Source organism: Saccharopolyspora mangrovi (assembly GCF_035320975.1).
In the GTDB taxonomy this organism is placed as follows: domain Bacteria; phylum Actinomycetota; class Actinomycetes; order Mycobacteriales; family Pseudonocardiaceae; genus Saccharopolyspora; species Saccharopolyspora mangrovi.
Genome location: NZ_JAWLNX010000018.1, coordinates 19,014 through 42,527 on the forward strand (window position 1 = coordinate 19,014; position 23,514 = coordinate 42,527).

Consider the following 23,514-nt stretch of genomic DNA (forward strand, 5'->3'; position numbering starts at 1 on the left):
CCATCGCGTCCCCGGCCGGTTTAATCCCTGGCAAGCCGGCTCAACGACGAGGAGGCGAGATGGTGACCGGAACGTCGGAGGACGCTGTCCGCCGGGCGGCGACGCGCGACTGGGGCGAGGCGGTCCGCGCCGTCACCGGCGCCTACTTCCCGCACGAGCTGCGCCCGCTGTCGCCCACCGACCGGCTCGACCTGTCGATGCACACCGTCGACCTGGGCCCGGTGACCGTGGGCCGGATCGGCTGGGGCGTCGACGTGGCCATCGACTGCGCCTACCCCGAGGCCTACGAGGTCAACATGCCCCTGGCCGGGCATTTGGAATCCCGGCACGGCCATGACCAGGTCGTTTCCGGCGAGGGCAGCGGCACGATCTTCCCGCCGAACCGGACGACGCCGATCACCCGCTGGTCGTCGGAGTGCACCGTCGTCGGCGTCAAGTTCGACCGCACCTGCCTGGAACGCGAGGCCGACCGCGTGCTGGCGGTTCCCCTGCCCGGCGGGCTGGAACTGCCCGCGCAGATCGACCGGCGCAGCGCGGCCACGCGCGGCTGGCTGCACTTCATCCGCACCCTGACCGCCGATCTGGGCGAGACCCACGCGATGCTGTGCGACGACGTCCTCAAGCGGCAGCTGGCGAGCACGCTCATGACGGGATTCCTGCTGGCCATGCACCCGGAGCGACGCAGTGCCGCACCCGCCCGGCCGCGCATCGTCAACCGCGTGCTGGACCGGTTGCGCGAGGATCCGGCGCACGCGTGGACCGCCGCCGAGATGGCCGAGATCGCCGGGGTCAGCGTCCGCCGACTGCAGGAGGGCTTCCAGGAGTACGTCGGCGCGACGCCGTCGGCGTGCCTGCGCGACATCCGGCTCGCCCGCGCGCACGAGGACCTGCTGGCGGCGAGGACGTCGACGGTCGCCGAGGTCGCCGCCCGCTGGAACTTCACCAACACGGGCCGCTTCGCCGCCGCCTACCGCGACAAGTACGGCCGCACGCCCTCGGAGACCCTGCAGGGCTAGCCCGATTCGAATTTCGCGCGAAGTTCGACCCCCGAAGTTCCCACTCGAATTTCGCGCGAAATTGGAATCCACCCACGCACCCGGGCGTGTCTGCGCAGGTCAGAGGGCTGCGTGGGGCTCGGTGGTCGAATTTCGCGCGAAGTTGGAGCGCTGTGTTTCGCGCTCGAACTTCGCGCGAAATTCGAGGGTGCTCCCCTCCTGGGTGAGGGCTTGCGGGGTGGGCGTGAGGGTCGCATGCGGAGGCTCATGAGTTGACTGTCGACATCGGGCTATCATTTCGGCGTGGCGGAAGAGGCTTTGCGCAGTTTGGATCGGATGACCTTGCGGGAGCGCGCGCTGGTGGCGCTGCGCGAGGCGATCGTGACCGGGCGGTACGGGCCGGGTGATCATCTCGGCGAGGTCGAGATCGCCTCGCAGCTGTCGATCAGCCGCGGCACGGTGCGCGAGGCGCTGCGCCACCTCCAGCAGGAAGGCCTGGTCACGCCCGGGGTGCGCGGCATGCTCCGGGTGCGCAGCCTGACCGCCGACGAGGTCGACGAGCTGTTCCGGGTGCGCTGCGCGCTGGAGGGCCAGGCGGTGGCCGAGATCGTCGAGTCCGACCGGCTGCCGCAGGTGGTCGGCGAGCTGCACTCGGCGCTGGACAAGCTCGAGGCCGCCACCGGAGACGTCAGCGAGCAGCTGGAGGCCGACCTCGCCTTCCACGCCCAGCTGTGCGCCTCGTCGGGCAACTCGATCCTGCTCGACACCTGGCGGCACCTGGAGGGGCCGATCCGGGTGGTGGTGCTCAGCGCGTCCACCGAGAACCGGCGCTTCCCCATGTCGGCCGGCCACCACCGGCCGATAGTCGAGGCCATCGAACGAGGCGATGCCGACACCGCGGTGCGCGTGCTGCGCGAGCACATGCAGGCTGCCGTCAAGCTGCTCAACAGCAAGAACTGAACCCGCAGGCGGCCTGGAAATCCGTCCTTGACACTGGGCCGACCCGACTTATGATGACTGTCAACATTGACTGTTGACACTCAACACTCAGCCACCCGGTCAAGGAGGATCGCGATGGCAAGCTCCACCTCGCGGGCGTCGGTCAACGGCAGCCCGGAGAAGTTCAGAGTCGCCGTCGGCTGCGGAGTCGGCGCGACCATCGAGACCTACGACTTCATCGGCTTCGGGACCGCCGCCGCCCTGTACTTCGGCGACGCGTTCTTCCCCGGCTCCGACCCGCTGTCGGCCTCGCTGATGTCGTTCGCGACCCTCGGCGTCGGCTTCGCCGCCCGCCCGCTGGGTGGCATCATCGCAGGTCACCTGGGTGACCGGATCGGCCGCAAGCCGGTGCTGGTCGCCTCGCTGCTGCTGATGGGCGTGGCCACCGTGCTCATCGGCTGCCTGCCCACCTACCAGCAGGCCGGCATCTGGGCGCCGGTGATGCTGGTGGCGGTCCGCATCGTGCAGGGCCTGGCCTTCGGCGCCGAATGGGGCGGCGCCATCCTGATGACCTTCGAACACGCGCCCTGGCGCAAACGAGGTCTCTACACCGGCATCACCCAGGCCGGGTTCCCCGTCGGCCTGCTGCTGGCGAACCTGGCGTTCCTGCTCAGCGCCGGGATGGACGGCACCCTGACGTGGCGGATCCCGTTCCTGCTGTCGGCGGTGCTGATCGTGGTGGGCATCCTGATCCGCCTCAAGATCGACGAGTCGCCGGAGTTCGAGGAGCTCAAGGACTCCGGAGAGGTCGCGCGCAACCCGATCCTGGAGGTGCTGCGCAACGACTGGCGCAACGTGCTGCGCACGTTCTGCCTGCGCGTGGTCGAGACAGCGGGCTACGCGGTGTCGGTGACGTTCATGCTGTCCTACCTGGAGCTCGACACCTCGCCCACCTCGGGCTCTTTGAGCCTGCTGGCGCTGACCACCGCCGCCGGGATCGGCATCCTCGCGACCACGTTGTGGGGGCACTTCTCGGACGTCTTCGGCAGGCGCCCGATCTACCTGCTGGGCTGCGTGATCGCCGTGGCCTGGGGCGTGCCGATGTTCCTGATGGCCAACACCGGTTCTGCGGTGCTGATCGTGCTCGCCTTCGTGATCAGCTACGCGATCTGCCAGAACTCGCTGGCCGGTGTGCAGGGCGCCTGGTTCTCGGAGCTGTTCGAGACCAAGACGCGCACCGCCGGGGCGTCGCTGGCCTACCAGATCTCCGCCGTGGTCTCGGGTTTCACCCCGATGATCGCCACCGCCCTCTACGGGCAGTTCGGGTGGATGGGTCCGGCGCTGCTGTTCAGCGGCTACGGCGTGCTGGGTCTGGTCGCCGCGATCGTCACCCGCGAGACCTGGGGCTCGGAGCAGAAGGCGGAGGTCGCGGCCCTCGAGCGCGCCGCCACCGGTAAGGAGGAAGCAGTTGTCTGATCGAACGCGGCGGATCGCGGAGTCCGCGCGCCGCATCCGCAAGAACGCCCTGGACATGGGCGAGCTGCAGGGCCAGGGCTACATCGCCCAGGCGCTCGGGGTCGCCGACGTGCTGGCCGTGGTGTACGCCGACCAGCTGCGGTTCCGCCCCGAGGACCCGGAGTGGGAGGACCGCGACCGCTTCCTGCTGTCCATCGGCCACTACGCGATCGCGCTGTACGCGGCGCTGGCCGAGGCCGGGGTGATCGACACCGACGAGCTGCAGACCTACGCCGCCGACGATTCGCGGCTGCCGATGTCGGGCATGGCCAGCTACACGCCCGGGATGGAGATCTCCGGCGGCTCGCTCGGGCACGGCTTGGGCGTCGCCGTCGGGATGTCGATCGGTTTGCGCCACAAGGGAAATCCGGCCCGGGTCTACAACCTGCTCTCCGACGGCGAGCTGGACGAGGGGTCCACCTGGGAGGCCGCGCTGGCCGCCTCGCACCACGAGCTGGACAACCTCATCGCCCTCGTCGACGTCAACGCGCTGCAAGCCGACGGCCCGACGGTCGACGTGCTGCGCACCGAGCCGATCCAGGCCAAGTGGGAGTCCTTCGGCTGGAACGCGGTCCGCGTCGACGGCAACGACGTCGACGCGCTGGTCACCGCGCTCGACGGGCTGCGCGAGCACCGGGGTTCGCCGTCGGTGCTGATCTGCGACACGCGCGTCGGCCGCGGCGTCCCGTTCCTGGAGAGCCGGGAGAAGGCGCACTTCATGCGGGTCGAACCGCACGAGTGGCAACTGGCACGCGACCACCTGCAGGAGGCCGGGGCATGACGACCGCGACAAAGAAGGCCACCACGTCGGCGATGATCGCCTCGTTCGCCGACGAGGGCCAGAAGACCACCAAGGCCCCGTTCGGGCACGCGCTGGCCCGGCTCGCCGAGCAGCGGCAGGACGTCGTCGGGCTGTCGGCGGACCTGGCCAAGTACACCGACATGCACGTCTTCCGGGATGCCCACCCGGACCGGTTCTTCCAGATGGGCATGGCCGAGCAGGCGCTGCTGGCGGCGGCCGCCGGGATGGCCGAGGTGGGGCTGACGCCCTTCGCCTCGACCTACTCGGTGTTCGCGACCCGCCGGGCCTACGACTTCCTGTGCCTGGACATCGCCGAGCCGGGGCTCAACGTCAACGTCATCGGTGGTCTGCCGGGCCTGACCACCGGTTACGGGCCGAGCCACCAGGCGACCGAGGACATCGCGATCCTGCGCGGCATCCCGGGGCTGACCATCGTCGACCCGTGCGACTCGGTGGACATCGAGCAGGCCGTGCCGCAGTTGGCCGACTCCCCCGGGCCGACCTACCTGCGGCTGCTGCGCGGTGCGGTGCCGACGGTGCTGGACGAGTACGACTACCGCTTCCAGCTGGGCAAGGCCGCCGAGCTGCGCACCGGCCGGGACGTGCTGATGATCTCCAGCGGGCTGATGACGATGCGCGCCCTGTCGGCGGCGGCCGAGCTGGCCGAGGACGGCGTCGACGTCGCGGTGCTGCACACCCCGACCATCAAACCGCTGGACGCGCAAGCGGTTCTGGCCGCCACCGGCAAGGGGAGGCTGCTGGTGACGCTGGAGAACCACACGGTCGTCGGCGGCTTGGCCGAGTCGGTGGCCTCCTGCCTGGCCTTCGCCGGCGTGGGCGAGCGGATCGTGCCGATCGGCCTGCCCGACGAGTTCCTCGCCGCCGGTGCGCTGCCCACGCTGCACGACCGCTACGGGCTCTCGGTGCCGCAGATCAAGAAGCGCGTGCTCGCCGAACTCGGCTGACCCACCAAGGAGATCGCATGACCAACGACCGCACAGCCATCGTCACCGGGGCCGGTTCGCGCCGCGGCATCGGGCAGGGCATCGCGCACGCGCTGGCCGCGCAGGGCTGGAACATCGCCATCCTCGACATCGACGAGGCCAGCGCCAAGGACACCGCCAACGCCCTCGCCGAGGAGCACGGGGTGGCCACGGTCAGCGCGGGCTGCGACGTCACCGACAAGACCGCCGTGGACGAGGCGGTGTCCACTGTGGAGTCTTCGCTGCCGGCGATCGGCGCGCTGGTCAACAACGCGGGCATCACCTCGCCGGTTCCGTTCATGGAGGTCTCCGACGAGGAGTGGGACCGCGTCTTCGAGGTCAACGTCCGGGGCAGCTTCCTGATGACCAAGCGCGTCGTCGGCGGCATGGCCGAGCGCGGTTTCGGGCGCATCGTCAACCTCTCGTCGGTGTCGGCCGAGCGCGGCGGTGGTGTGTTCGGCGGCGTCGCCTACTCGGCGGCCAAGGCCGGGCTGCTCGGGTTCTCGCGGGCGCTGGCCCGCGAGCTGGGACCCTCGGGCATCACGGTGAACTCGGTGGCACCGGGGCTGATCGACACCGACATCACCGCGGGCAAGCTCGACCCGGAGCGCAAGGCGGCCATGATCGCCGACATCCCGACGCGCCGCGCGGGCCGGGTGGAGGACGTCGCCGACGTCGTCGCGTTCCTGTGCCGCCCGGAGTCGAGCTACCTCACCGGCGTCACCTACGACATCAACGGCGGCTCGCACATCCACTGATCAGCGGGTGGGGTGCGCGCGAGGGCGCGGACCCCACCGCTGGCATACTTCCCCGGTGCGCAAGACGCTGCAGATCGTCGCCGTCTCAGCCGCGCTGTTGGGCGCGATCCTCCTCGCGGGCCCCTCGATCACCCTGCACACGCGGGTGCTGCACCACGAGACCTCCGGGGACGCGGGCGTGACCTACGAGCACTCGGGCGCGCGCTGGTCCAGCGACCTCTACCTGGTCGAGCTCCGCACGGTCACCGACACCCGCCACGAACTCCGATTGGGTCCCTACGCGGCTTCCTACTACTACCCCGTCGAGATCGCCTTCGGCTCCGAACCTCCGGCCCTCCGCGAAGCCACCTGGCTCCCCGACGCCGTCGAGATCACCTTCACCTCCGGAGAATCGCTCCACATCCCGGCCGACAACTTCAGCAGCGTCCGCTGAAGCCGGCATCACCCGGTCTGCGGCCAGCCGAGGGTTCCGAAGGGACGAGCTTCGCGGTAGGCGCGCAGGCCGGCGGCCGGGTAGGCGATGATGTCGGCTGGCAGGTCGTCGAACCCGAACCACGCCAACTCGTAGCACTTCTCAGGTTCTCGGTTCTCCGGTTCGCCTCGCCAGTCGAGAGCTTCGAAGAAGACGCCGAGCCTGGGTTCGACGCCGGGAGCGACCGCGTGCAGGGTGTGGACGTGCCGGAGGTCAGCGGCATCGATGCGCACACCGATCTCCTCCCGCGCCTCGCGAATCGCGGCTTCCAGCAACGATTCCCCCGCGTCGAGCTTGCCCGACGGCAGGTGCCACATGCCGTCGCCGTAGCTCCCCCGCCTGCGGCTGAGCAGCACTCGCCCCTCCCGCACCAGCATCACGTGCGCATCAACAACCGTCCGGTGAACCACCACGCGATCCTCCCAACACCTCACGCCACCACTCACCCGGGTGAACTACCCGATTTCAATGGAAATCAGAACCAGGACTTCCACTGAGATCGGGGTTCTGATTTCCATTGGAATCGGAGAACCCGGGCGCTCCGGAGGTCGGGATGTCGTACCACGTCGGTCGCAGCTGCTTCTACTACCTCGACGTCGGCTGGCCGGAGACGGTGCGACGGCACTCGACCCGGCAGCAGTTCAAGGAGTTCGGCGTGGCCGACATGCGCGAGTGGTTCGGTGATGCCGGGCCGTTGGAGGCGGTCCCCGAAACCCGCGTGCCGGAGAGCTCAACGCTGGAGGGAACCGTCGCGCGCATCCGAGCTGAGGCGTTCCCGCTCCCAGCCGATCCGGGGTGACTCCGGCTGCTCAGCTGTTGGGGATGGGGGACTTGGTGAGTTCTTCGAGGTCTGCCAGAGGCGGCGGGCTTCTTCGGGGTTGCGGAGCGGCGAGTAGAGCTTCTGCTCCCCGGGCGGACCGCCCATGTGGCCCAGGCCGCGGGGTCCGTAGAGCGCGCCGCGCTCGGCCTCGGGTGAGGTGGCGGCGTGGAGGGCGGGCAGTTGTGCGGTGCGGACCGTTCCGACCAGGATGCCGCGGGCGGACAGGGCGCGGATCAGCCGCACGCCCAGGGTGTCCTGGGAGCGTCCGACCTCGGGACGTGCCGCGAGCAGGCTCGTCGGGGCGATCCCGGGATGGGAGAGGTTGCTCGTGATTCCCCAGCCGTACGCCTGGCTACGCCGGTCGAGTTCCAGGCCGAAGAGGCCGAACGCGATCTTGGACTGGGCGTAGGCCTTCATCCCGTCGTAGGAGCGTTCCCAGTTCAGGTCGTCCCAGTTGATGGTTCCCCGCCTGGCCGCGACGCTGACCTGCGAGGTCACCTGCGCCTGGCCCGCGCGCAGCAGCGGCAGCAGAGGTCAAGCACTTCATCCACCCGGAGGTCGGCGCGCTGGAACTGACCTGCCAAACGCTGCTCGACCCGGACCAGTCGCACTCCCTGCTCGTCTACACCGCCGTGCCCGGCAGCGAGAGCCACGAGAAGTTGCAGCTGCTGTCGGTCCTCGGTTCCACGACGTTGCGGTGAGCGGCCGTCACTCGCCGAACCGGACGACCCCTGCGGTCAGCCGCTGCACGCGGTCGGCATCGCGGATGCCGTCGATCTCCACGATGCGACCGTCGACCACGGTGAACGCCATGATCGACACCGGACGTCCGGACCTGGCGGCGACCACTCCGGGCAGGCCGTTGACGAGCACCGGGTGGAGCTCCGCACCGCGGCTCGCGCGGGACTGCCGGGCGATCTTCTCAGCTCCGCGATGCACCTCCGGTGGCCTTTCGCTGCCGTAGTCGGCGCGGAAGACGACCTCGGGGTCGAGCAGCCGCACCAGCGCGTCGAAGTCGCCTGCGTTGGCGGCGGTGAAGAACGCCTCCACCACCGCGCGTTGCCGGGCGCTGTCCTGGTCGGGGGTGGGCGGCTCGGCACCGCGGACGCGCCGCCGCGCGCGACTCGCGAGCTGCCGGGCCGCCGCGGGAGTGCGGTCCACCAGCGGCGCGACCTCGTCGAAGGGCAGGTCGAACATGTCGTGCAGCACGAACGCCAACCGCTCGGCCGGGCTGAGCGAGTCGAGCACCACCAGCAGCGCGAGGCTGACCGAGTCGGCGAGCAGCGCCTTTTGCTCCGGCTCGGCACCGTCAGGGGCGGAGACCACGGGGTCCGGCAGCGAGGTGTCGACGAGCTCTTCACGGCGACGCCGACGTGACCGCAGCAGGTGCAGCGCTTCCCGAGCGACGACCGTGGTCAACCAGCCACCGAGGTTGGTGATGTCGTCGGATTCCGCGCGGCTCAGGCTCAGCCAGGCGTTCTGCACCGCGTCCTCGGCGTCGCTGACAGACCCGAGCATCCGGTAGGCCACCGCGCGCAGCCGCGGTCGGTGCTGCTCGAACCGCTGGGCGAGCCGGTCGTCTTCCGCCACCTGTCACACCGTCCCTTCGGCCGGGCTCATCACGGTGAGCCCACCGGCCCACAGGATGTGACGACGAGGGAGGAACTGCCATGTCCGACAACACCCGTGATTTCGTCAGCGTCAGGTACCTGGTCGACGATGTCGACAAGGCCGTCGACTTCTACACCGGCCATCTCGGCTTCACCGTGCGGAACGACTTCGCGCCGGCGTTCGCCGACGTCACCAGGGGCAACCTCCGGCTGCTGCTGAGCGGTCCGAGCAGCTCAGCGGGCAGGGCGATGCCGGACGGCGCGATCCCCGGGCCCGGCGGGTGGAACCGGGTCCACCTAATCGTCGATGATCTCGTCGCCGAGGTGGAGCGGCTGCGCGGCGAAGGCGTTGATTTCCGCAACGACATCGTCAGCGGTCCGGGCGGTCTGCAGATCCTGCTGCGAGATCCCTCGGGCAACGTGCTGGAGCTGTTCCAGACCCGCTGATGCGCGGAGAAGAAGACGGCGGTGTTCCCCCGCCGTGCTCAACGTATAGCGCACCCCGGGGCTTGCGGCAAGGCCCCGGGGGTGGTGCAAACTCCCTGGGAATGACCCGTGACCTGCGGATATGAGTGTTCGCGGCGCGGTTGACCCTGGGGTTTTCGTGACTGATGTGATCGTCGTGGGGGCTGGCCCCACCGGGCTGATGCTGGCCGCCGAGCTGCGGTTGCACGGGGTGGACGTGGTCGTGGTGGACAAGGCCACGGAGCCCACGGACTTCGTGCGGGCGTTGGGTCTGCACGTGCGCAGCATCGAGGTGCTGGACCAGCGGGGACGGCTGGAGCGGTTCCTGGCCGAGGGGACGAAGTACCCGCTCGGGGGCTTCTTCGCGGCCATCTCCAAGCCCGCGCCCGAAGGCCTGGACACCGCGCACGGCTACGTGCTGGGCATCCCGCAGACCACCACCGAACGCCTGCTGGCCGAGTGGGCCGCCGAACTCGGGACGGACCTGCGGCGCGGCTGCGAACTGGTCGGGCTCGACCAGCACGAGGACGGCGTCCGCGCCGAGCTCGCCGATGGGACGCGGTTGCGCGCGCGCTACCTCGTCGGGTGCGACGGCGGCCGCAGCACCGTGCGCAAGCTGAGCGGGATCGGTTTTCCCGGCGAGCCGTCCAGGACCGACACGCTGCTGGGTGAGGTGAAGGCGACGGCGTCGCCGGAGGCGATGGCCGCGGTGACCGCCGAGGTCCGCGCCACCCAGAAGCGCTTCGGAGTGGGCCCTCTCGACGGGGAGTGGTGCCGGGTCGTGGTGCCCGCCGCAGGTGTGGCCGAGGACCGCGACGCCCCGCCGACCCTCGACGAGCTCAGGGGCCGGCTCGACGCGGTAGCGGGCACCGACTTCGGCGTCCACTCCCCTCGCCGGCTCGCGCGCATCGGTGACGCCACCCGGCAGGCCGAGCGATACCGGTCAGGCCGGGTCATCCTGGCAGGCGACGCCGCGCACATCCATCCGCCGGTCGGCGGGCAAGGGCTCAACCTGGGGCTGCAGGACGCCTTCAACCTCGGCTGGAAGCTCGCCGCCGAGATCTCCGGGTGGGCGCCGGACGGGCTGCTGGACACCTACCAGGCCGAACGGCGTCCGGTCGCCGCCGACGTCCTGGACAACACCCGGGCGCAGATGCAGCTGATGTCCACCGAACCGGGCGCGCGGGCCGTGCGGCGGCTGGTGTCGGAGCTGATGGACTTCGACGTGGTCAACCGGCACCTCACCGAGAAGATCATCGCGACCGCCGTGCGCTACGACTTCGACGACGACAGCCCGCTGGTCGGCACGCGGATGCGGGACCTCGCGCTCAAGCGCGGACGGCTCTACGAGCAGCTGCGCACCGGTCGCGGTCTGCTGCTCGACCAGACGGGGGCACTGTCGGCCGAGGGCTGGGCGGACCGGGTCGATCACGTCGTCGACGTCGCCGAGGAACTGGACGCGGCCGCCGTGCTGCTGCGCCCGGACGGGCACGTGGCCTGGGCCGGGGACGATCAGCAGGAGCTCGTGACGCACCTGGCCCGGTGGTTCGGCGAGTGACCCATTTCTCCCTCCGACACGCCCATGTTGGTGTTGGACGACAGATCAGCCCCAAGATGTAGAGTGTCGATCGCTGATGGTTCACCGGGCCCGCGCGGGTCCGGTGTGGCAACAGGGAACCCGGTGCGAATCCGGGACTGCCCCGCAGCGGTGAGCGGGAACGACCGCCGTCATCACGCACTGGACGTCACGCGTCCGGGAAGCGACGGCCAGTAGGACCGGTCTTGAGGTGGCGACGCTCCAGTTGGAGCTGCGCCACCCCCGGACGCCCGCGAGTCCGAAGACCTGCCATCGGCGCGCGCACGACCGTGCGCGCCGTCCGGGACCTCGCGGGAGGGTCCACGCGGACATGCGACGAGCGCCGCCGCCGTCGCGTCCTCGCGTGCTGTCGCCGCTGGTTCCGGGCATGCCTTCCGAGCTCGCGAGGAGAGAGTCCCGGTGACCGACACCGCACTGTCCGAACCCATCCCGCTCACCGGCGGCCGAGTGTCCACAGTGGTCGACCAGGCCTGCGCGGGGCTCGTCGACGTGGACCCGTCGGCGGTGCTCACCGAGGTCGAGCGCAACATCTACCCCGGCATCAGCGACGCCGAACTCGGCGAAGCGCTGATCATGTCGGCGCGCACGCTCGTGGAATCCGAGCCGAACTACGCCCGGGTGACCGCGCGGCTGCTGCTGGACAAGCTGCGCGGCGAAGCGCTGAGCTACCTGGCAGGTGCGCCGCAGCAGGCCGACCAGGACCAGATGCGGGACCGCTACGCCACCTACTTCGCCGACTACGTGCGCCGCGGCGTCGAGGTGTGCCGGCTGGACCCGGAACTGGCCCGCTTCGACCTGCCCCGGCTGGGCGCCGCCCTGGAGGCCGAACGCGACCTGGCCTTCGACTTCCTGGGGCTGCAGACGCTCTACGACCGGTACTTCCTGCACCACGACGGCACCCGGTTCGAACTGCCGCAGGCGTTCTTCATGCGGGTGGCGATGGGGCTGGCGCTGCGCGAGGACGACCGGGACGCGCGCGCCATCGAGTTCTACCGGCTGCTGTCGTCGTTCGACTTCATGTGCTCGACGCCGACGCTGTTCAACTCCGGAACCACCCGGCCGCAGCTGTCCTCGTGCTTCCTGACCACTGTGGACGACGACCTGCAGTCGATCTTCAGCTCGTACCGCAACAACGCGCTGCTGGCCAAGTACTCCGGCGGCCTGGGCAACGACTGGACGCCGGTGCGCGGCATCGGCGCCCACATCCACGGCACCAACGGCGAGTCGCAGGGCGTGGTGCCGTTCCTGAAGATCGCCAACGACGCGGCGGTGGCGGTCAACCAGGGCGGCAAACGCAAGGGCGCGGTGTGCGCGTACCTGGAGACCTGGCACATCGACGTCGAGGAGTTCCTGGACCTGCGCAAGAACACCGGCGACGACCGGCGGCGCACGCACGACATGAACACCGCGAACTGGGTTCCCGACGAGTTCCTGCGCCGCGTCGAGGCCGACGAGCCCTGGACGCTCTTCTCCCCCGATGAGGCCCCTGACCTGCACGACCTCTACGGCGCGGAGTTCGCCGAGCGCTACCGGGCCTACGAGGCCGCGGCCGATCGCGGGGAGGTCCGGGTGTTCCGGCGGATGCGCGCGGTGGACCTGTGGCGCCGGATGCTGACCATGCTGTTCGAGACCGGGCACCCGTGGATCACGTTCAAGGACCCGTGCAACCTGCGTTCGCCGCAGCAGCACGCGGGCGTGGTGCACTCGTCGAACCTGTGCACCGAGATCACCCTGAACACCGCCGCCGACGAGGTCGCGGTGTGCAACCTGGGCTCGGTGAACCTCGCCCGGCACGTCACCGCCGAAGGGCTGGACCGCGATCGGCTGGCCGCGACCGTGCGCACGGCGGTGCGGATGCTCGACAACGTCATCGACATCAACTTCTACACGATCCCCGAGGCCGAGCGCTCCAACATGCGCCACCGCCCGGTCGGGTTGGGGTTGATGGGCTTCTCGGACGCGCTGCTCAAGCTGCGCGTCCCGATGTCCTCCGAGGACGCGGTGGAGTTCGCCGACCGCAGCATGGAGGAGATCAGCTACCACGCCATCGACGCCTCCAGCCGGCTGGCCGAGGAGCGCGGGCGCTACGAGACCTTCGAGGGGTCGCTGTGGAGCCGGGGAGTCCTGCCGATCGATTCGCAGGAGTTCGTCCAGGAGGCGCGCGGTGAGGCAGACCTGGACCGCACGTCCACGTTGGACTGGAGCTCGCTGCGGGACCGGGTGCGCGGCAACGGGATGCGCAACTCCAACGTGATGGCCATCGCGCCGACCGCGACCATCGCCAACATCTGCGGGGTCGGGCAGTCCATCGAGCCGCTGTACCGCAACCTGTTCGTCAAGTCGAACATGTCCGGTGACTTCACCGTGGTCAACCCGCACCTGGTGGCCGACCTCAAGCGGGCCGGGCTGTGGGACGAGGCGATGGTGGCCGACCTGAAGTTCTACGACGGGTCGCTCGGGCCGATCGAGCGCATCCCGGACGAGCTCAAGACCCTCTACGCCACGGCTTTCGAGATCGAGCCGCGCTGGCTGGTCGAGGCAGCCGCGCGCCGCCAGAAGTGGATCGACCAGGCGCAGTCGCTGAACCTGTACCTGGCCACGCCCAGCGGCCGCAAGCTCGACGAGCTCTACCGGCTGGCCTGGCGCAAGGGCCTCAAGACCACCTACTACCTGCGCTCGACCAGCGCCACCCACGTGGAGAAGTCCACGTTGCGCGGCACCGACGGCAAGCTCAACGCCGTCCCGGCCGCCTGCTCGGTCGAGGACCCCGAATGCGAGGCCTGCCAGTGATCCCCCAGGAGAAGGAGCAGATGAGCACCACCACCGGACTCGGCACGATCGATCGCGACGGCGGGCGGGTCGACGTCGCCGAGAAGGCGATGATCAACTCCCGGGCCGACGTCAACCAGCTGCTGCCGCTGAAGTACGGCTGGGCGTGGGACAAGTACCTCGCCGGGTGCAACAACCACTGGATGCCCACCGAGGTGTCCATGCAGGCCGACATCGCGCTGTGGAAGTCCCGCGACGGGCTCACCGAGGACGAGCGCACCATGCTCAAGCGCAACCTCGGGTTCTTCGCCACCGCGGAATCGTTGGTGGCCAACAACATCGTGCTCGCCGTCTACCGGCACCTCACGAACCCGGAGTGCCGGCAGTACCTGCTGCGGCAGGCCTTCGAGGAGGCCGTGCACACCCACACCTTCCAGTACATCTGCGAGAGCCTGGGCCTGGACGAGGGCGAGTTGTTCAACGCCTACCGGGAGATCCCGTCGATCGCCGACAAGGACGCGTGGGCGCTGCGCTACACGCAGAACCTGGAGAACCCGGACTTCGCGACCGGCACCCCGGAGGCCGACCAGGCGTTCCTGCGGGACCTCATCGCCTTCTACGTGATCTTCGAGGGCATGTGGTTCTACACCGGGTTCGCGCAGATCCTGTCGCTGGGCAGGCGCAACAAGATGGTCGGCATCGCCGAGCAGTACCAGTACATCCTGCGCGACGAGTCGATCCACCTGAACTTCGGCATCGACTGCATCAACCAGATCAAGCTGGAGAACCCGCACCTGTGGACCTCGGAGTTCCAGCAGGAGGCCCGCACGATGCTGCGCGAGGCCTGCGAGCTGGAGAACGCCTACGGCCGGGACACCATGCCGCGCGGGATGCTCGGGCTCAACGCCGAGCTGTGCGAGCAGTACATGCGGTTCATCACCAACCGCCGCTGCGCCCAGCTCGGCCTGGAACCGGTGTTCCCGGAGACCGACAACCCGTTCCCGTGGATGTCGGAGACGATGGACCTGAAGAAGGAGAAGAACTTCTTCGAAACCCGCGTGACGGAGTACCAGTCCGGCGCGGCGTTGAGCTGGGACTGACCGTCGCGGTTCCGGGGGCCGAGCTGCGGGCTCGGCCCCCGGGTCGCGTCAGCCCCGGGCTTGACGGGCTGCCTCAGCCATGTTGCGGAGAGCCGGTTCCACCTGGGCGTAGTCGCGGGTCTTGAGACCGCAATCGGGGTTGACCCACAGGCGGTCGGCCGGGACGGCCGCACCGGCCGCCTTGAGCAGGTCCGCCATCTCCTGCGTGTCCGGCACCCGGGGCGAGTGGATGTCGTAGACCCCGGGCCCGACTCCCCGGTCGAAACCCACCGCGTTGAGGTCGGCCAGCACCTCCATGCGCGAGCGGGCCGCCTCGATGCTGGTCACGTCGGCGTCCAGGGCGACGATCGCGTCGATGACGTCGCCGAACTCCGAGTAGCACAGGTGGGTGTGGATCTGCGTCGCGTCCGACACGCCCGAGGTGGCCAGCCGGAACGACTCCACCGCCCACTTCAGGTACGCCTGCCGCTGCTCGGCGCGCAGCGGCAGGAGCTCGCGCAGGGCGGGTTCGTCGACCTGCACCGCGCGGATCCCGGCGGCCTCCAGGTCGCGGACCTCGTCGCGGATGGCCAGCGCGACCTGGCAGGCGGTGTCGGCCTGCGGCTGGTCGTCGCGCACGAACGACCACGCCAGCATCGTCACCGGGCCGGTCAGCATGCCCTTGACCGGTTTGTCGGTGAGCCGCTGCGCGTGCGCGGCCCACTCGACGGTCATCGGTTCCGGCCGCTGCACGTCGCCGAACAGGATCGGCGGCCGCACGCACCGGGAGCCGTAGGACTGCACCCAGCCGTTGTCGGTGGCGGCGAAACCGTCGAGCTGCTCGGCGAAGTACTGCACCATGTCGTTGCGCTCGGGTTCGCCGTGCACCAGCACGTCCAGGCCGATGTCCTCCTGCAGCGCGATGACGCGTTCGACCTCGTCGCGCATCCGCTGCCGGTAGGTGGCCTGGTCGATGCGGCCCCCGCGCAGCGCCGCGCGGGCCTTGCGGACGTCGGTGGTCTGCGGGAACGACCCGATGGTGGTGGTCGGCAGCGGCGGGAGCCGGAGCGATTTCCGCTGCGCCGCTTGCCGTTCCGCGTAGTCCGCCCGGCGGGAATCGCCGGGGCGCAACGAGTCGATCCGGGCGCGCACGCGGTTGTTGCGCACCCGATCGGCCGCGGCCCTGTCGGTCACCGCCGCCCGTGCCTCGGTGAGCTCGGCGTCGACGACGTCACGGCCTTCGCGCAGCGCTCGGCCGAGCGCGACGACCTCGCGGACCTTCTGCGCCGCGAACGACAACCACGTCGTGACCTGCGGGTCCAGGTTCGGTTCGGCGTCGACGTCGTAGGGCACGTGCAGCAGCGAGCAGGACGTGCCGATGGCGACCTCGCGGGCCGAGCCGAGCAGCGTCGCCGCGGTGGTCATGCACCGGTCGAGATCAGCGCGCCAGATGTTGCGCCCGTCGACCACCCCCGCCACCAGGGCCTTGTCGCTCAACCCGGTCGTCGCGGCGATCCTGTCCTGGGTGGCCGGATCGGTGACCAGGTCCAGCGCGATCCCCTCGATCGGCGCGGCGGCCAGCGCGCCCAGCGCCTCCCCCGGGTCGCCGAAGTAGCAAGCCGTGAGGATCGCCGGGCGTTCGGCCAGGTCACCGAGCCGCCGGTAGGTGTTGCGCAGCGCGTCGAGCTCCTGCGGCGTGCGGTCGGCGGCCATCGCGGGCTCGTCGAGCTGCACCCACTCCGCTCCCGCGCGGTGCAGTTCACCGAGCAGCTGCTCGTAGGCGTCGGTGAGCTCGGCGAGCTTGTCCAGCGGGTCGAAGCCCTCCTCGGCGGGTTTGGACAGCAGCAGGAACGTCAACGGCCCCACCAGCACCGGGCGGGTTTCCACGCCGAGCTCGCGCGCCTCCCGGAACTGCTCGACGGCGGTGCGGTCGGCGAGCGAGAACCGCGTCTCCGGGCCGATTTCCGGCACCAGGTAGTGGTAGTTGGTGTCGAACCACTTCGTCATCTCCAGCGGCGGAACCTGCTCGGTGCCGCGCGCCATCGCGAAGTAGGTGTCCAGCGCGCCGAGGCCGAGGTCGGCGTAGCGGCGCGGGACGGCGCCGAAGGTGACGGCGGTGTCCAAGACCTGGTCGTAGTAGGAGAACGTGTTGCCCGGCACCGAGCCGAGGCCCGCCTCGGCCAGGCTCCGCCAGGTGTCCTGCCGCAGCGTCCGCGCGACCTCCCGCAGGTCCGCTTCAGCGCTGCGACCCGCCCAGTAGGACTCCAGGGCGCGTTTGAGCTCCCGGTTCGGGCCGATCCGGGGATGTCCGAGCACAGTGGATCCGATCTTGCTGGTCAACGCTCTCTCCTCGCGAGCTCGACTTCGACGGTCGAGGACGTCGCGGCAGTTGCGCGCCGACCAGCGGGCGCACGTCGCCCACCGATCGTCCGCCCGGTCCTCCCGCGAGACCTCGGACCAGCGCGCACCGGCGGCACGCGCACCGATGGCAGGTCTTCGGACTCGCGGGCACCCGGGTGGTGAAGTTCCGGCTGGAACTCCGCCACCTCAAGACCGGACCTACTGGCCGTCGCTTCCCGGGCCGTGCGGCCCAGTGCTCATGACGGCGGTCGTTCCCGCTCACCGCTGCGGGGCAGTCCCGGATTCGCACCGGGTTCCCTCTTGCCTCGTCCGGCCGCGCTCAGGAGCACGACCGGACGAACCACCAGCACCCCCAGGTTAACCACGGTCAACTCCACGACAACCCCCGCGATCGCGACGACCCGGCCGCGACCGCGTGCTGAACACCCCTTTTACCGCTGCGGGAGATCCCGATCACTCCGGGTTCAGCCGCCGAACTTGGGCGATCCGACCGAGAACGGCGTGCCGAAGGGGTCTTTGATCTCGGCGACCCGGCCGTAGGCCATGTCGTAGGGGGCGTCGGCGGTGCCGCCGGCTTCGGTGGCCCGCGCGGCGGTGGCGTCGGCGTCGTCGACCATGAACAGGGTTCCCCAGGAGGCGGTGCGGGCCTTTGGCTCGCCGACGATGCCGCCGATCTCGTGGCCGTCCGGGCGGCGCAGGAACGTGAAGTCGTCGTCGCCGAGGTACCCCTCGCTGTCGAGGGTGTAGCCGAAGACCTGCGCGTAGAACTCGCGCGCCGGACCCGGGTTCGGGGTGACGAGGTCGTTGCGCAGCAGCGCGTTCGGCTCGTTGACCACGCGAGCGCCCACGTGCCGGTTGCCGTGCCAGAGGCCGAACTGGGCTCCGACCGGGTCCTTGACGATCGCCATCCGACCCTTGTCCATCACGTCCGTCGGCGGGGCGATGACGTGTCCGCCGGCGGCCTCGGCCTTGGACACCGTCGTGGCGACGTCATCGGTGGCGAAGTAGACGTTCCACCAGAACTCGCTCGCCTCCGAGTCGTGGTTGGGCATGATCGCGGCGACCTCGCGTCCCTCGATCAGGCACATCGTGTAGCGGCCCATCGATTCCGGCCCGACGTCGAACTCCCATCCGAACACCGCGCCGTAGAACTCCATCGCTCGATCGAGGTCGGGAATTCCGAGGTCGATCCACGTCGGCGTCCCGTTGGGCTGCAATGAATCCAGTTTCGTCATGGCGCTTCCTCCTCGCGGAACCTCACGCCCACGACGGTAACCACGGGCCCCGACAAATCGCCCAGCGAAGTTCAGCTCTTGATCGGCGACCAGGCCCGGATCCAGGTGTCGGGGTTGCTGAGGTCGGGGGTGGCGGTGGCGTTGCGGACGACGGGGACGCGCATGAGCATGCCGAAGTTGTCGGAGTCGGCGATGTGGCGCTTGAGGTGCTCGTGGTTGCGGGCGCGCAGCTCGGGGTCGGTCAGGCAGCGCACCGCGCCGAACCCGCCCCGGGTGAACACCCCGCTGCACAAGGTCAGGGTGCGGCGCACGTTGTAGGGGTTGGGGAAGCGCGCGAGCAGGCCGACGTCCTCGATCAGCCGGCCGTCGTGCAGCGTCGGCCGGTACTGCCGGGACTCCTCGGCGACCTCGAAGATCTCTCCGTGCCCGAGGTCGTCGACCTCGACCTGGCGCACCGGCAGGCCGAAGCGCACCTGCCGCCGCATCGGGTTCATCGCGGGACTGCCCAGCAGCACCAGGTGCGCCTGCAGGTCGTGCGGGTCGATGCGTCGGGCGATCTCGAACCGCACGTCCGAGGACGGGTTGAGCGCGCGGACGTGACCGTAGAGCTCGATGAGCGCATCACCGTCGGCGTAGGCCGACATGCCGATGTAGTTGCGCCGCTCCGGCGAGGCCAGCGGCGAGAGGTTCCGGGCGGGCACCCGCCCGGTGAGGATGCGCACCGGGCCGCCGTCGGGGAACCGCCAGAAGTCCGAACCCTCTTCTCCCCCAGCGCTTCCCTGCGGTTGAGCGCGCAGCGCCTCCAGCTCCTCCTTGATGTCCGCACGAGCCCGCCGCTGCTCGTCGCTGAGCGAGGCCACGGCCGGCAGCTTCGCGTTGCGGGCTGGGTTGCCCGAGGCGAAGAAGGTCGCGTAGTCGCCGATCCGGGACACCGGCGGCACCTTCACCCCGCTCTCCCACTGCGAGACGCTGGAGACCGCGACGCCCAGGACGCGCGCCAGGTTCCCCTGCGTCAGGCCGTGCTCCTGGCGCAGTTCCCGCAGCCGCGCGCCGAGCCCGGTCCGCTGCGCACTCGCCATTCCGCCCCCTCGCGATCAGGTGCTGGGTCGCCACTCGTAGAGCCGGTTCGCCGGGTTCTGCAGGTCGGGCGTGCCGGTCACGTGCCGCATCACCGGGACCCGCATGAGCATCCCGAACCGGTCCAGGTCCTCGACGTCGTCGTCGAGGTAGGCGAGGTTTCGTCCCTTGGCCTGCGGATCGGTCAGGCAGCGCACCGCGCCGAACCCGCCCCGGGTGAACACCCCGCTGCAGAAGGTCAGGGTGCGGCGGATGTTGTTCGGGTTCGGGATGCGGGCGAGCAGCCCGACGTCCTCGACCAGCTGGTCGCCGCGGAAGACCGGTTTGAGCCTGCGCTCGCCGTCGATCTCGAACACCGAGCCGTCGGGGACGTCGTCGTCGGGGACCTGCCGGACCGGCCACTCGGCGGTCAGCCACTCCACCCACGGGTTGGCCGCGCCGCTGCCGAGGAACACCAGGTGGGCGCGCAGGTCGTCGTCGGCGAGGTGTTCGAGCCGGATCTCGACCTCGGAGCGCGGGTTGGCGGCGCGCACGTGACCGAACAGCTCGACGGCGGCGTCGAGATCGGCGCAGCGGGCCAGCGACAGGTAGTTGGGTTCGCTGGGGGTGCCCAGCGGGGACCAGTGCTTCTCGCTGAGCCCGCCGGTGACGATGCGGACCGGCCCGCCGTCGGGGAAGTGCCAGAAGTCGTGCCGCGCTCCGGGATCCACGGGGCCGGCCGCCTCCTCCCCCGTCCTCCGCAGCTGGTCGAGCTCGTGCTTGAGCCGCAGGCGCTCCTCGCGCTGCTCTCCGGTGAGCGCGTTCTCCGGCGGGACCCCGCCGGTGGTGGCCCCGGCGGCGAAGAACGTGGCGTAATCGGCCAACCGGGTGGGCGGCGGCAGTTTCGCCCCGCTCTCCCAGGAGGAGATGCTCGAGACCGCGACTCCGAGGGCGCGTCCCAGCCGAAGTTGCGTCATGCCACGGGATTCGCGCAGATCACGGAGCCGAGAACCGAGCTCTCCGGTTCCGCTCTGGCTCCCGGGACGAGCCATCACGCCGTCTCCTTCGCCTCGGTCAAAGAATTTCACCAAACTTCACTGAAGTACTGAAGACCAGCAAATACTCGCACCTCGCCTGACTTCCGGCAAGCCAGTGCGCTGCAAAGACATTGACGGTCTCATAGCGGTAATCGCATACTGACCATGGCGCGTTTCACCCGGCGGCGAAAACTTCAACGGAGAAGTGAAATTTCTCCACCGGGGAGGTGCGGGGCACCTCGGCACACCAGCCAGGGCGCGCGGCCGGCTGATCGCCGGCCGGACATGCGAACGCCCCCGGAAATCGTTTGGCCACGACCGGGGGCGCTACGCGGATTCACGATCACCCTCGCAACGGGCACGACCCGTGAAGGGAGCTCGCATGTTCACGATACTCCCAGCGGTGCTGGCGGCAAACGACCCACCGGTAGTCACGCCTGACTCGCTTTCCACCGCCCTGCAAGGAATGCTGCTGGGCGTTCTGGTCGCGTTGTTCGCGGCTGCGGTGGTGCTGGCCCGGGCGATGTCCGGGCTGGCCACCCTCGCCCGCTCGGTGCTCGGCCCGCCCGCGGCCGTGTTCACCGTCCTGTCGGTCCTGGCCCTGGTCCTGCTCGCCGGGAACGCGGGGGCCCATCCATGATCACCATCCGATCGGCACCAGGCGGACCCGCTCGACGACGGGTCCGCCCCCGGTGCGATCGGGATCCGGCCTGTCAAGACCCCGACCTGCGAGTTCGACCGAGCGGCCGCCGGCAGATAACAGATCGAAACTGTCGCGTGCCGATTTGCCCGGTTTTCATTGCGCAGGTGAGTGAGCTCGATTACGTTCCCGCCCATGCCTGCCGCGATTTCCTCCGACTTCCGTTCGATCCCCGAGATGCTGCGCGATCGCGTGAAGCGGTCGGGCGACAGCGAGGCCTTCCGCTACCCCGACGGTGAGCGGTGGGGCTCCCTGACGTGGTCGCAGACCTGGGATCGGGCGCGGGCGATCGCGCTGGGGCTGCACGCGATCGGCCTCGAGTCGCAGCAGCGGTGCGGCATCCTGGCCGGCACCCGGATCGACTGGATCCTCGCCGACATGGGCGTGATGTGCGCAGGTGGCGCCACGACCACGATCTACCCGACCACCACGGCCGAGGGCTGCGCCTACATCATCGCCGACTCCGGATCGACGGTCGTCTTCGCCGAGGACGACGAGCAGATCGCCAAGCTGCGCGAGCAGCGCGCGAACATGCCCGCGCTGACCCGCGTCATCACCTTCGACGGCACGCCCGACGGTGACTGGGTGCTGAGCCTGGCCGATCTGGAGGCCAAGGGCCGCGAACTGGGCGAAGCCCAGCCCCAGCTGTTCGACGAGCTGGTCGACGCGGTGGACACCGAAGACCTGGCGACCCTGATCTACACCTCGGGCACCACCGGCAACCCCAAGGGCGTGCGGCTCGCGCAGTCGAACTGGGTCTACGTGGCCGAGGCGATGCACGCCATCGGCGAGACGTCGGCGGAGGACGTGCAGTACCTGTGGCTGCCGCTGTCGCACGTGTTCGGCAAGGTCCTGCAGGTCGGCCAGATCCGGACCGGGTACCTGACCGCCGTGGACGGCCGGGTCGACAAGATCGTGGAGAACCTCGCCCGGGTGCGCCCGACGTTCGTGGCCGGCGCGCCCCGGATCTTCGAGAAGATCTACAACAAGGTCGTCATGCAGGCCAAGGAGGGCGGCGAGCTCAAGTACAAGATCTTCCGCTGGGCCTGCGCGGTGGGTCTGGAGATCTCCCGGCTCCAGCAGGAGGGGCGGCAGCCCGGGCTGGGGCTGAAGGTCCAGCACGCCATCGCCGACAAGCTGGTGTTCGCCAAGCTGCGCGAGAAGTTCGGCGGCAGGCTGCGGTTCTTCATCTCCGGCAGCGCCGCGCTGGCGCCCGACATCGCCCGCTTCTTCCACGCCGCGGGCGTGCTCATCGCCGAGGGCTACGGGCTCACCGAGACCACCGCGGCGAGCTTCGTCAACCGCACCGACGACTTCCGGATCGGCACCGTGGGCCAGCCGCTGCCGGGCACCGAGGTCCGCATCGCCGAGGACGGCGAGGTGCTGCTGCGCGGCGGCGGCGTGATGGGCGGCTACCACAACATGCCCGAGGCCACGGCCGAGGTGCTCACCTCCGACGGCTGGTTCCACACCGGTGACATCGGCGAGCTCGACGACGCCGGCAGGCTGCGCATCACCGACCGCAAGAAGGACCTGATCAAGACCTCCGGCGGCAAGTACGTGGCGCCGCAGTCGGTGGAGGGCAAGTTCAAGGCGCTGTGCCCCTACGTCAGCAACGTGGTGGTCTTCGGCGACAAGCGGCCGTACTGCTCCGCGCTGGTGACCCTCGACGAGGAGTCGATCGTCGAGTGGGCGCACGCCAACGACCTCGGCGGGCTGTCCTACGCGGAGCTGGCCGCGCACCCCAAGGCGCACGAGATGGTGGCCGCCGCGATCGAGGACCTCAACGCGACGCTGAACCGGCACGAGACGATCAAGAAGTTCAAGATCCTGCCGCGCGAGCTGACCATCGAGCACAACGAGGTCACCCCCAGCCTGAAGATCAAGCGCAAGGCGGTCGCCGACAACCACAGCGACGCGCTCGACGAGCTCTACCCGAACACCGTCGAGTCGCTCTGACCGCATCCCGGAGGGGCCGCGTCGGTGAGGCCAGATCCTCCGACGTGGCCCTTTCGCACGTCCGCGGACAGTCGCACCATCTACAGGTGTGTCGAGGCTCGAACGCCTGTGGAGAGGAGCCGTGCGCGCCTGGGAGGTGTGCCGCGAGGCCGAGGAGCGCAGGCAGCTGATGTGCCGGCCGTGGGAGGAGGAGATCCTGCACTGGTCGCGGCAGGAGGACGGCTGGGTCCTGCACGGCAAGTACCCGCCGCCCGACACGCGCTGGCGCTACGGCTCGACGAAGTGGGGATGGTGTCCCCGATCGGGGAGATGACCGGCCAAAACGGACGAACCGGGTCGCCCCAACGGGTTTCACTACTCCG

General features: G+C 69.8%; 23 protein-coding genes and 2 riboswitches. Of the genes, 16 read left to right on the plus strand and 7 right to left on the minus strand.

What is annotated here, in order from left to right; genetic code table 11:
- The first annotated feature begins 59 nt into the window (after positions 1-59).
- The 7 genes from R4I43_RS23365 to R4I43_RS23395 all read left to right on the plus strand — a co-directional run bounded on the left by R4I43_RS23365 (position 60) and on the right by R4I43_RS23395 (position 6,425).
- A complete protein-coding gene (locus tag R4I43_RS23365; protein WP_324267827.1) occupies positions 60-1,016 on the plus strand; it encodes an AraC family transcriptional regulator in 957 nt (318 codons plus the stop codon).
- A gap of 282 nt (positions 1,017-1,298) precedes the next feature.
- Complete coding sequence (locus R4I43_RS23370) at positions 1,299-1,955, plus strand: GntR family transcriptional regulator (protein WP_324267828.1); 657 nt, start codon at positions 1,299-1,301, stop codon at positions 1,953-1,955.
- Positions 1,956-2,069: 114 nt separating this feature from the next.
- Entirely contained in the window at positions 2,070-3,410 is a 1,341-nt protein-coding gene (locus R4I43_RS23375) for an MFS transporter (RefSeq protein WP_324267829.1), read from the plus strand.
- Positions 3,403-4,230, plus strand: a complete 828-nt coding sequence (locus tag R4I43_RS23380; RefSeq protein WP_324267830.1) for a transketolase — start codon at positions 3,403-3,405, stop codon at positions 4,228-4,230. Before R4I43_RS23375 ends, R4I43_RS23380 begins: the two co-directional genes overlap by 8 nt.
- Positions 4,227-5,216 (plus strand): transketolase family protein, encoded by a 990-nt coding sequence (locus tag R4I43_RS23385; RefSeq protein ID WP_324267831.1) that lies wholly within the window; start codon positions 4,227-4,229, stop codon positions 5,214-5,216. Before R4I43_RS23380 ends, R4I43_RS23385 begins: the two co-directional genes overlap by 4 nt.
- A gap of 17 nt (positions 5,217-5,233) precedes the next feature.
- The gene (locus R4I43_RS23390) at positions 5,234-5,992 is read left to right on the plus strand and encodes an SDR family NAD(P)-dependent oxidoreductase (protein ID WP_324267832.1); all 759 of its coding nucleotides are present in this window, start codon (positions 5,234-5,236) and stop codon (positions 5,990-5,992) included.
- 55 nt (positions 5,993-6,047) lie between these two features.
- A complete protein-coding gene (locus R4I43_RS23395) occupies positions 6,048-6,425 on the plus strand; it encodes a hypothetical protein (RefSeq protein WP_324267833.1) in 378 nt (125 codons plus the stop codon).
- Between the two features lie 8 nt (positions 6,426-6,433).
- Here the strand turns inward: R4I43_RS23395 and R4I43_RS23400 are convergent, their stop codons facing one another.
- The gene (locus R4I43_RS23400; protein ID WP_324267834.1) at positions 6,434-6,874 is read right to left on the minus strand and encodes an NUDIX hydrolase; all 441 of its coding nucleotides are present in this window, start codon (positions 6,872-6,874) and stop codon (positions 6,434-6,436) included.
- A gap of 143 nt (positions 6,875-7,017) precedes the next feature.
- Between R4I43_RS23400 and R4I43_RS23405 the strand changes: the two genes are divergently transcribed.
- Positions 7,018-7,263, plus strand: a complete 246-nt coding sequence (locus tag R4I43_RS23405; protein ID WP_324267835.1) for a P-loop NTPase family protein — start codon at positions 7,018-7,020, stop codon at positions 7,261-7,263.
- Here R4I43_RS23405 and R4I43_RS23410 read toward each other — a convergent pair.
- The gene (locus tag R4I43_RS23410; RefSeq protein ID WP_324267836.1) at positions 7,195-7,782 is read right to left on the minus strand and encodes a Rossmann-fold NAD(P)-binding domain-containing protein; all 588 of its coding nucleotides are present in this window, start codon (positions 7,780-7,782) and stop codon (positions 7,195-7,197) included. The two genes, R4I43_RS23405 and R4I43_RS23410, sit on opposite strands and share 69 nt — an antisense overlap.
- A 74-nt stretch (positions 7,783-7,856) precedes the next feature.
- Between R4I43_RS23410 and R4I43_RS23415 the strand changes: the two genes are divergently transcribed.
- Positions 7,857-7,985: a hypothetical protein gene (locus R4I43_RS23415; RefSeq protein WP_324267937.1), complete on the plus strand. Its 129-nt coding sequence runs from the start codon at positions 7,857-7,859 to the stop codon at positions 7,983-7,985.
- Between the two features lie 7 nt (positions 7,986-7,992).
- On the opposite strand, the gene sigJ is transcribed toward R4I43_RS23415, so the two are convergent.
- Positions 7,993-8,874 carry an RNA polymerase sigma factor SigJ gene (sigJ, locus tag R4I43_RS23420; RefSeq protein ID WP_324267837.1) on the minus strand — a complete coding sequence of 294 codons (882 nt, stop codon included), beginning with the start codon at positions 8,872-8,874 and terminating at the stop codon, positions 7,993-7,995.
- Between the two features lie 80 nt (positions 8,875-8,954).
- On the opposite strand from sigJ, the gene R4I43_RS23425 reads away from it, so the two are divergent.
- The 4 genes from R4I43_RS23425 (at position 8,955) to R4I43_RS23440 (ending at position 14,825) form a co-directional block, all read left to right on the plus strand.
- Entirely contained in the window at positions 8,955-9,341 is a 387-nt protein-coding gene (locus tag R4I43_RS23425; protein ID WP_324267838.1) for a VOC family protein, read from the plus strand.
- A gap of 157 nt (positions 9,342-9,498) precedes the next feature.
- Positions 9,499-10,917 carry a rifampin monooxygenase gene (gene rox / locus R4I43_RS23430; RefSeq protein ID WP_324267839.1) on the plus strand — a complete coding sequence of 473 codons (1,419 nt, stop codon included), beginning with the start codon at positions 9,499-9,501 and terminating at the stop codon, positions 10,915-10,917.
- A gap of 60 nt (positions 10,918-10,977) precedes the next feature.
- A riboswitch (cobalamin riboswitch) is annotated at positions 10,978-11,224 on the plus strand.
- Between the two features lie 131 nt (positions 11,225-11,355).
- Positions 11,356-13,746, plus strand: a complete 2,391-nt coding sequence (locus tag R4I43_RS23435; RefSeq protein WP_324267840.1) for a ribonucleoside-diphosphate reductase subunit alpha — start codon at positions 11,356-11,358, stop codon at positions 13,744-13,746.
- 20 nt (positions 13,747-13,766) lie between these two features.
- A complete protein-coding gene (locus tag R4I43_RS23440; RefSeq protein ID WP_324267938.1) occupies positions 13,767-14,825 on the plus strand; it encodes a ribonucleotide-diphosphate reductase subunit beta in 1,059 nt (352 codons plus the stop codon).
- Between the two features lie 48 nt (positions 14,826-14,873).
- Here R4I43_RS23440 and metE read toward each other — a convergent pair whose 3' ends face one another.
- The 4 genes from metE to R4I43_RS23460 all read right to left on the minus strand — a co-directional run bounded on the left by metE (position 14,874) and on the right by R4I43_RS23460 (position 20,508).
- Positions 14,874-17,144: a 5-methyltetrahydropteroyltriglutamate--homocysteine S-methyltransferase gene (gene metE, locus R4I43_RS23445; RefSeq protein WP_324267841.1), complete on the minus strand. Its 2,271-nt coding sequence runs from the start codon at positions 17,142-17,144 to the stop codon at positions 14,874-14,876.
- 130 nt (positions 17,145-17,274) lie between these two features.
- Positions 17,275-17,525, minus strand: a riboswitch (cobalamin riboswitch).
- 104 nt (positions 17,526-17,629) lie between these two features.
- The gene (locus R4I43_RS23450; RefSeq protein WP_324267842.1) at positions 17,630-18,400 is read right to left on the minus strand and encodes a VOC family protein; all 771 of its coding nucleotides are present in this window, start codon (positions 18,398-18,400) and stop codon (positions 17,630-17,632) included.
- 71 nt (positions 18,401-18,471) lie between these two features.
- The gene (locus tag R4I43_RS23455; protein WP_324267843.1) at positions 18,472-19,479 is read right to left on the minus strand and encodes a helix-turn-helix domain-containing protein; all 1,008 of its coding nucleotides are present in this window, start codon (positions 19,477-19,479) and stop codon (positions 18,472-18,474) included.
- A gap of 15 nt (positions 19,480-19,494) precedes the next feature.
- Positions 19,495-20,508, minus strand: coding sequence for a helix-turn-helix domain-containing protein (locus tag R4I43_RS23460; protein ID WP_324267844.1), 1,014 nt, complete (start codon positions 20,506-20,508; stop codon positions 19,495-19,497).
- Between the two features lie 367 nt (positions 20,509-20,875).
- Between R4I43_RS23460 and R4I43_RS23465 the strand changes: the two genes are divergently transcribed.
- From R4I43_RS23465 to R4I43_RS23475, 3 genes are all read left to right on the plus strand, one after another.
- Entirely contained in the window at positions 20,876-21,133 is a 258-nt protein-coding gene (locus tag R4I43_RS23465) for a hypothetical protein (RefSeq protein WP_324267845.1), read from the plus strand.
- 195 nt (positions 21,134-21,328) lie between these two features.
- On the plus strand, positions 21,329-23,152 hold the full coding sequence (locus R4I43_RS23470; protein ID WP_324267846.1) for an AMP-dependent synthetase/ligase: 1,824 nt from the start codon (positions 21,329-21,331) through the stop codon (positions 23,150-23,152).
- A gap of 88 nt (positions 23,153-23,240) precedes the next feature.
- Positions 23,241-23,465, plus strand: a complete 225-nt coding sequence (locus tag R4I43_RS23475) for a hypothetical protein (RefSeq protein ID WP_324267847.1) — start codon at positions 23,241-23,243, stop codon at positions 23,463-23,465.
- The last annotated feature ends 49 nt before the right edge of the window (positions 23,466-23,514 follow it).

Bases quoted from the DNA above. Each gene is read 5' to 3' on its own strand.
- R4I43_RS23365 (WP_324267827.1), top strand. From the start codon at position 60: ATGGTGACCGGAACGTCGGAGGACGCTGTCCGCCGGGCGGCGACGCGC.
- R4I43_RS23375 (WP_324267829.1), top strand. From the start codon at position 2,070: ATGGCAAGCTCCACCTCGCGGGCGTCGGTCAACGGCAGCCCGGAGAAG.
- R4I43_RS23385 (WP_324267831.1), top strand. From the start codon at position 4,227: ATGACGACCGCGACAAAGAAGGCCACCACGTCGGCGATGATCGCCTCG.
- R4I43_RS23390 (WP_324267832.1), top strand. From the start codon at position 5,234: ATGACCAACGACCGCACAGCCATCGTCACCGGGGCCGGTTCGCGCCGC.
- R4I43_RS23405 (WP_324267835.1), top strand. From the start codon at position 7,018: ATGTCGTACCACGTCGGTCGCAGCTGCTTCTACTACCTCGACGTCGGC.
- R4I43_RS23425 (WP_324267838.1), top strand. From the start codon at position 8,955: ATGTCCGACAACACCCGTGATTTCGTCAGCGTCAGGTACCTGGTCGAC.
- R4I43_RS23440 (WP_324267938.1), top strand. From the start codon at position 13,767: ATGAGCACCACCACCGGACTCGGCACGATCGATCGCGACGGCGGGCGG.
- R4I43_RS23450 (WP_324267842.1), bottom strand. From the start codon at position 18,400: ATGACGAAACTGGATTCATTGCAGCCCAACGGGACGCCGACGTGGATC.
- R4I43_RS23455 (WP_324267843.1), bottom strand. From the start codon at position 19,479: ATGGCGAGTGCGCAGCGGACCGGGCTCGGCGCGCGGCTGCGGGAACTG.
- R4I43_RS23460 (WP_324267844.1), bottom strand. From the start codon at position 20,508: ATGGCTCGTCCCGGGAGCCAGAGCGGAACCGGAGAGCTCGGTTCTCGG.
- R4I43_RS23465 (WP_324267845.1), top strand. From the start codon at position 20,876: ATGTTCACGATACTCCCAGCGGTGCTGGCGGCAAACGACCCACCGGTA.
- R4I43_RS23470 (WP_324267846.1), top strand. From the start codon at position 21,329: ATGCCTGCCGCGATTTCCTCCGACTTCCGTTCGATCCCCGAGATGCTG.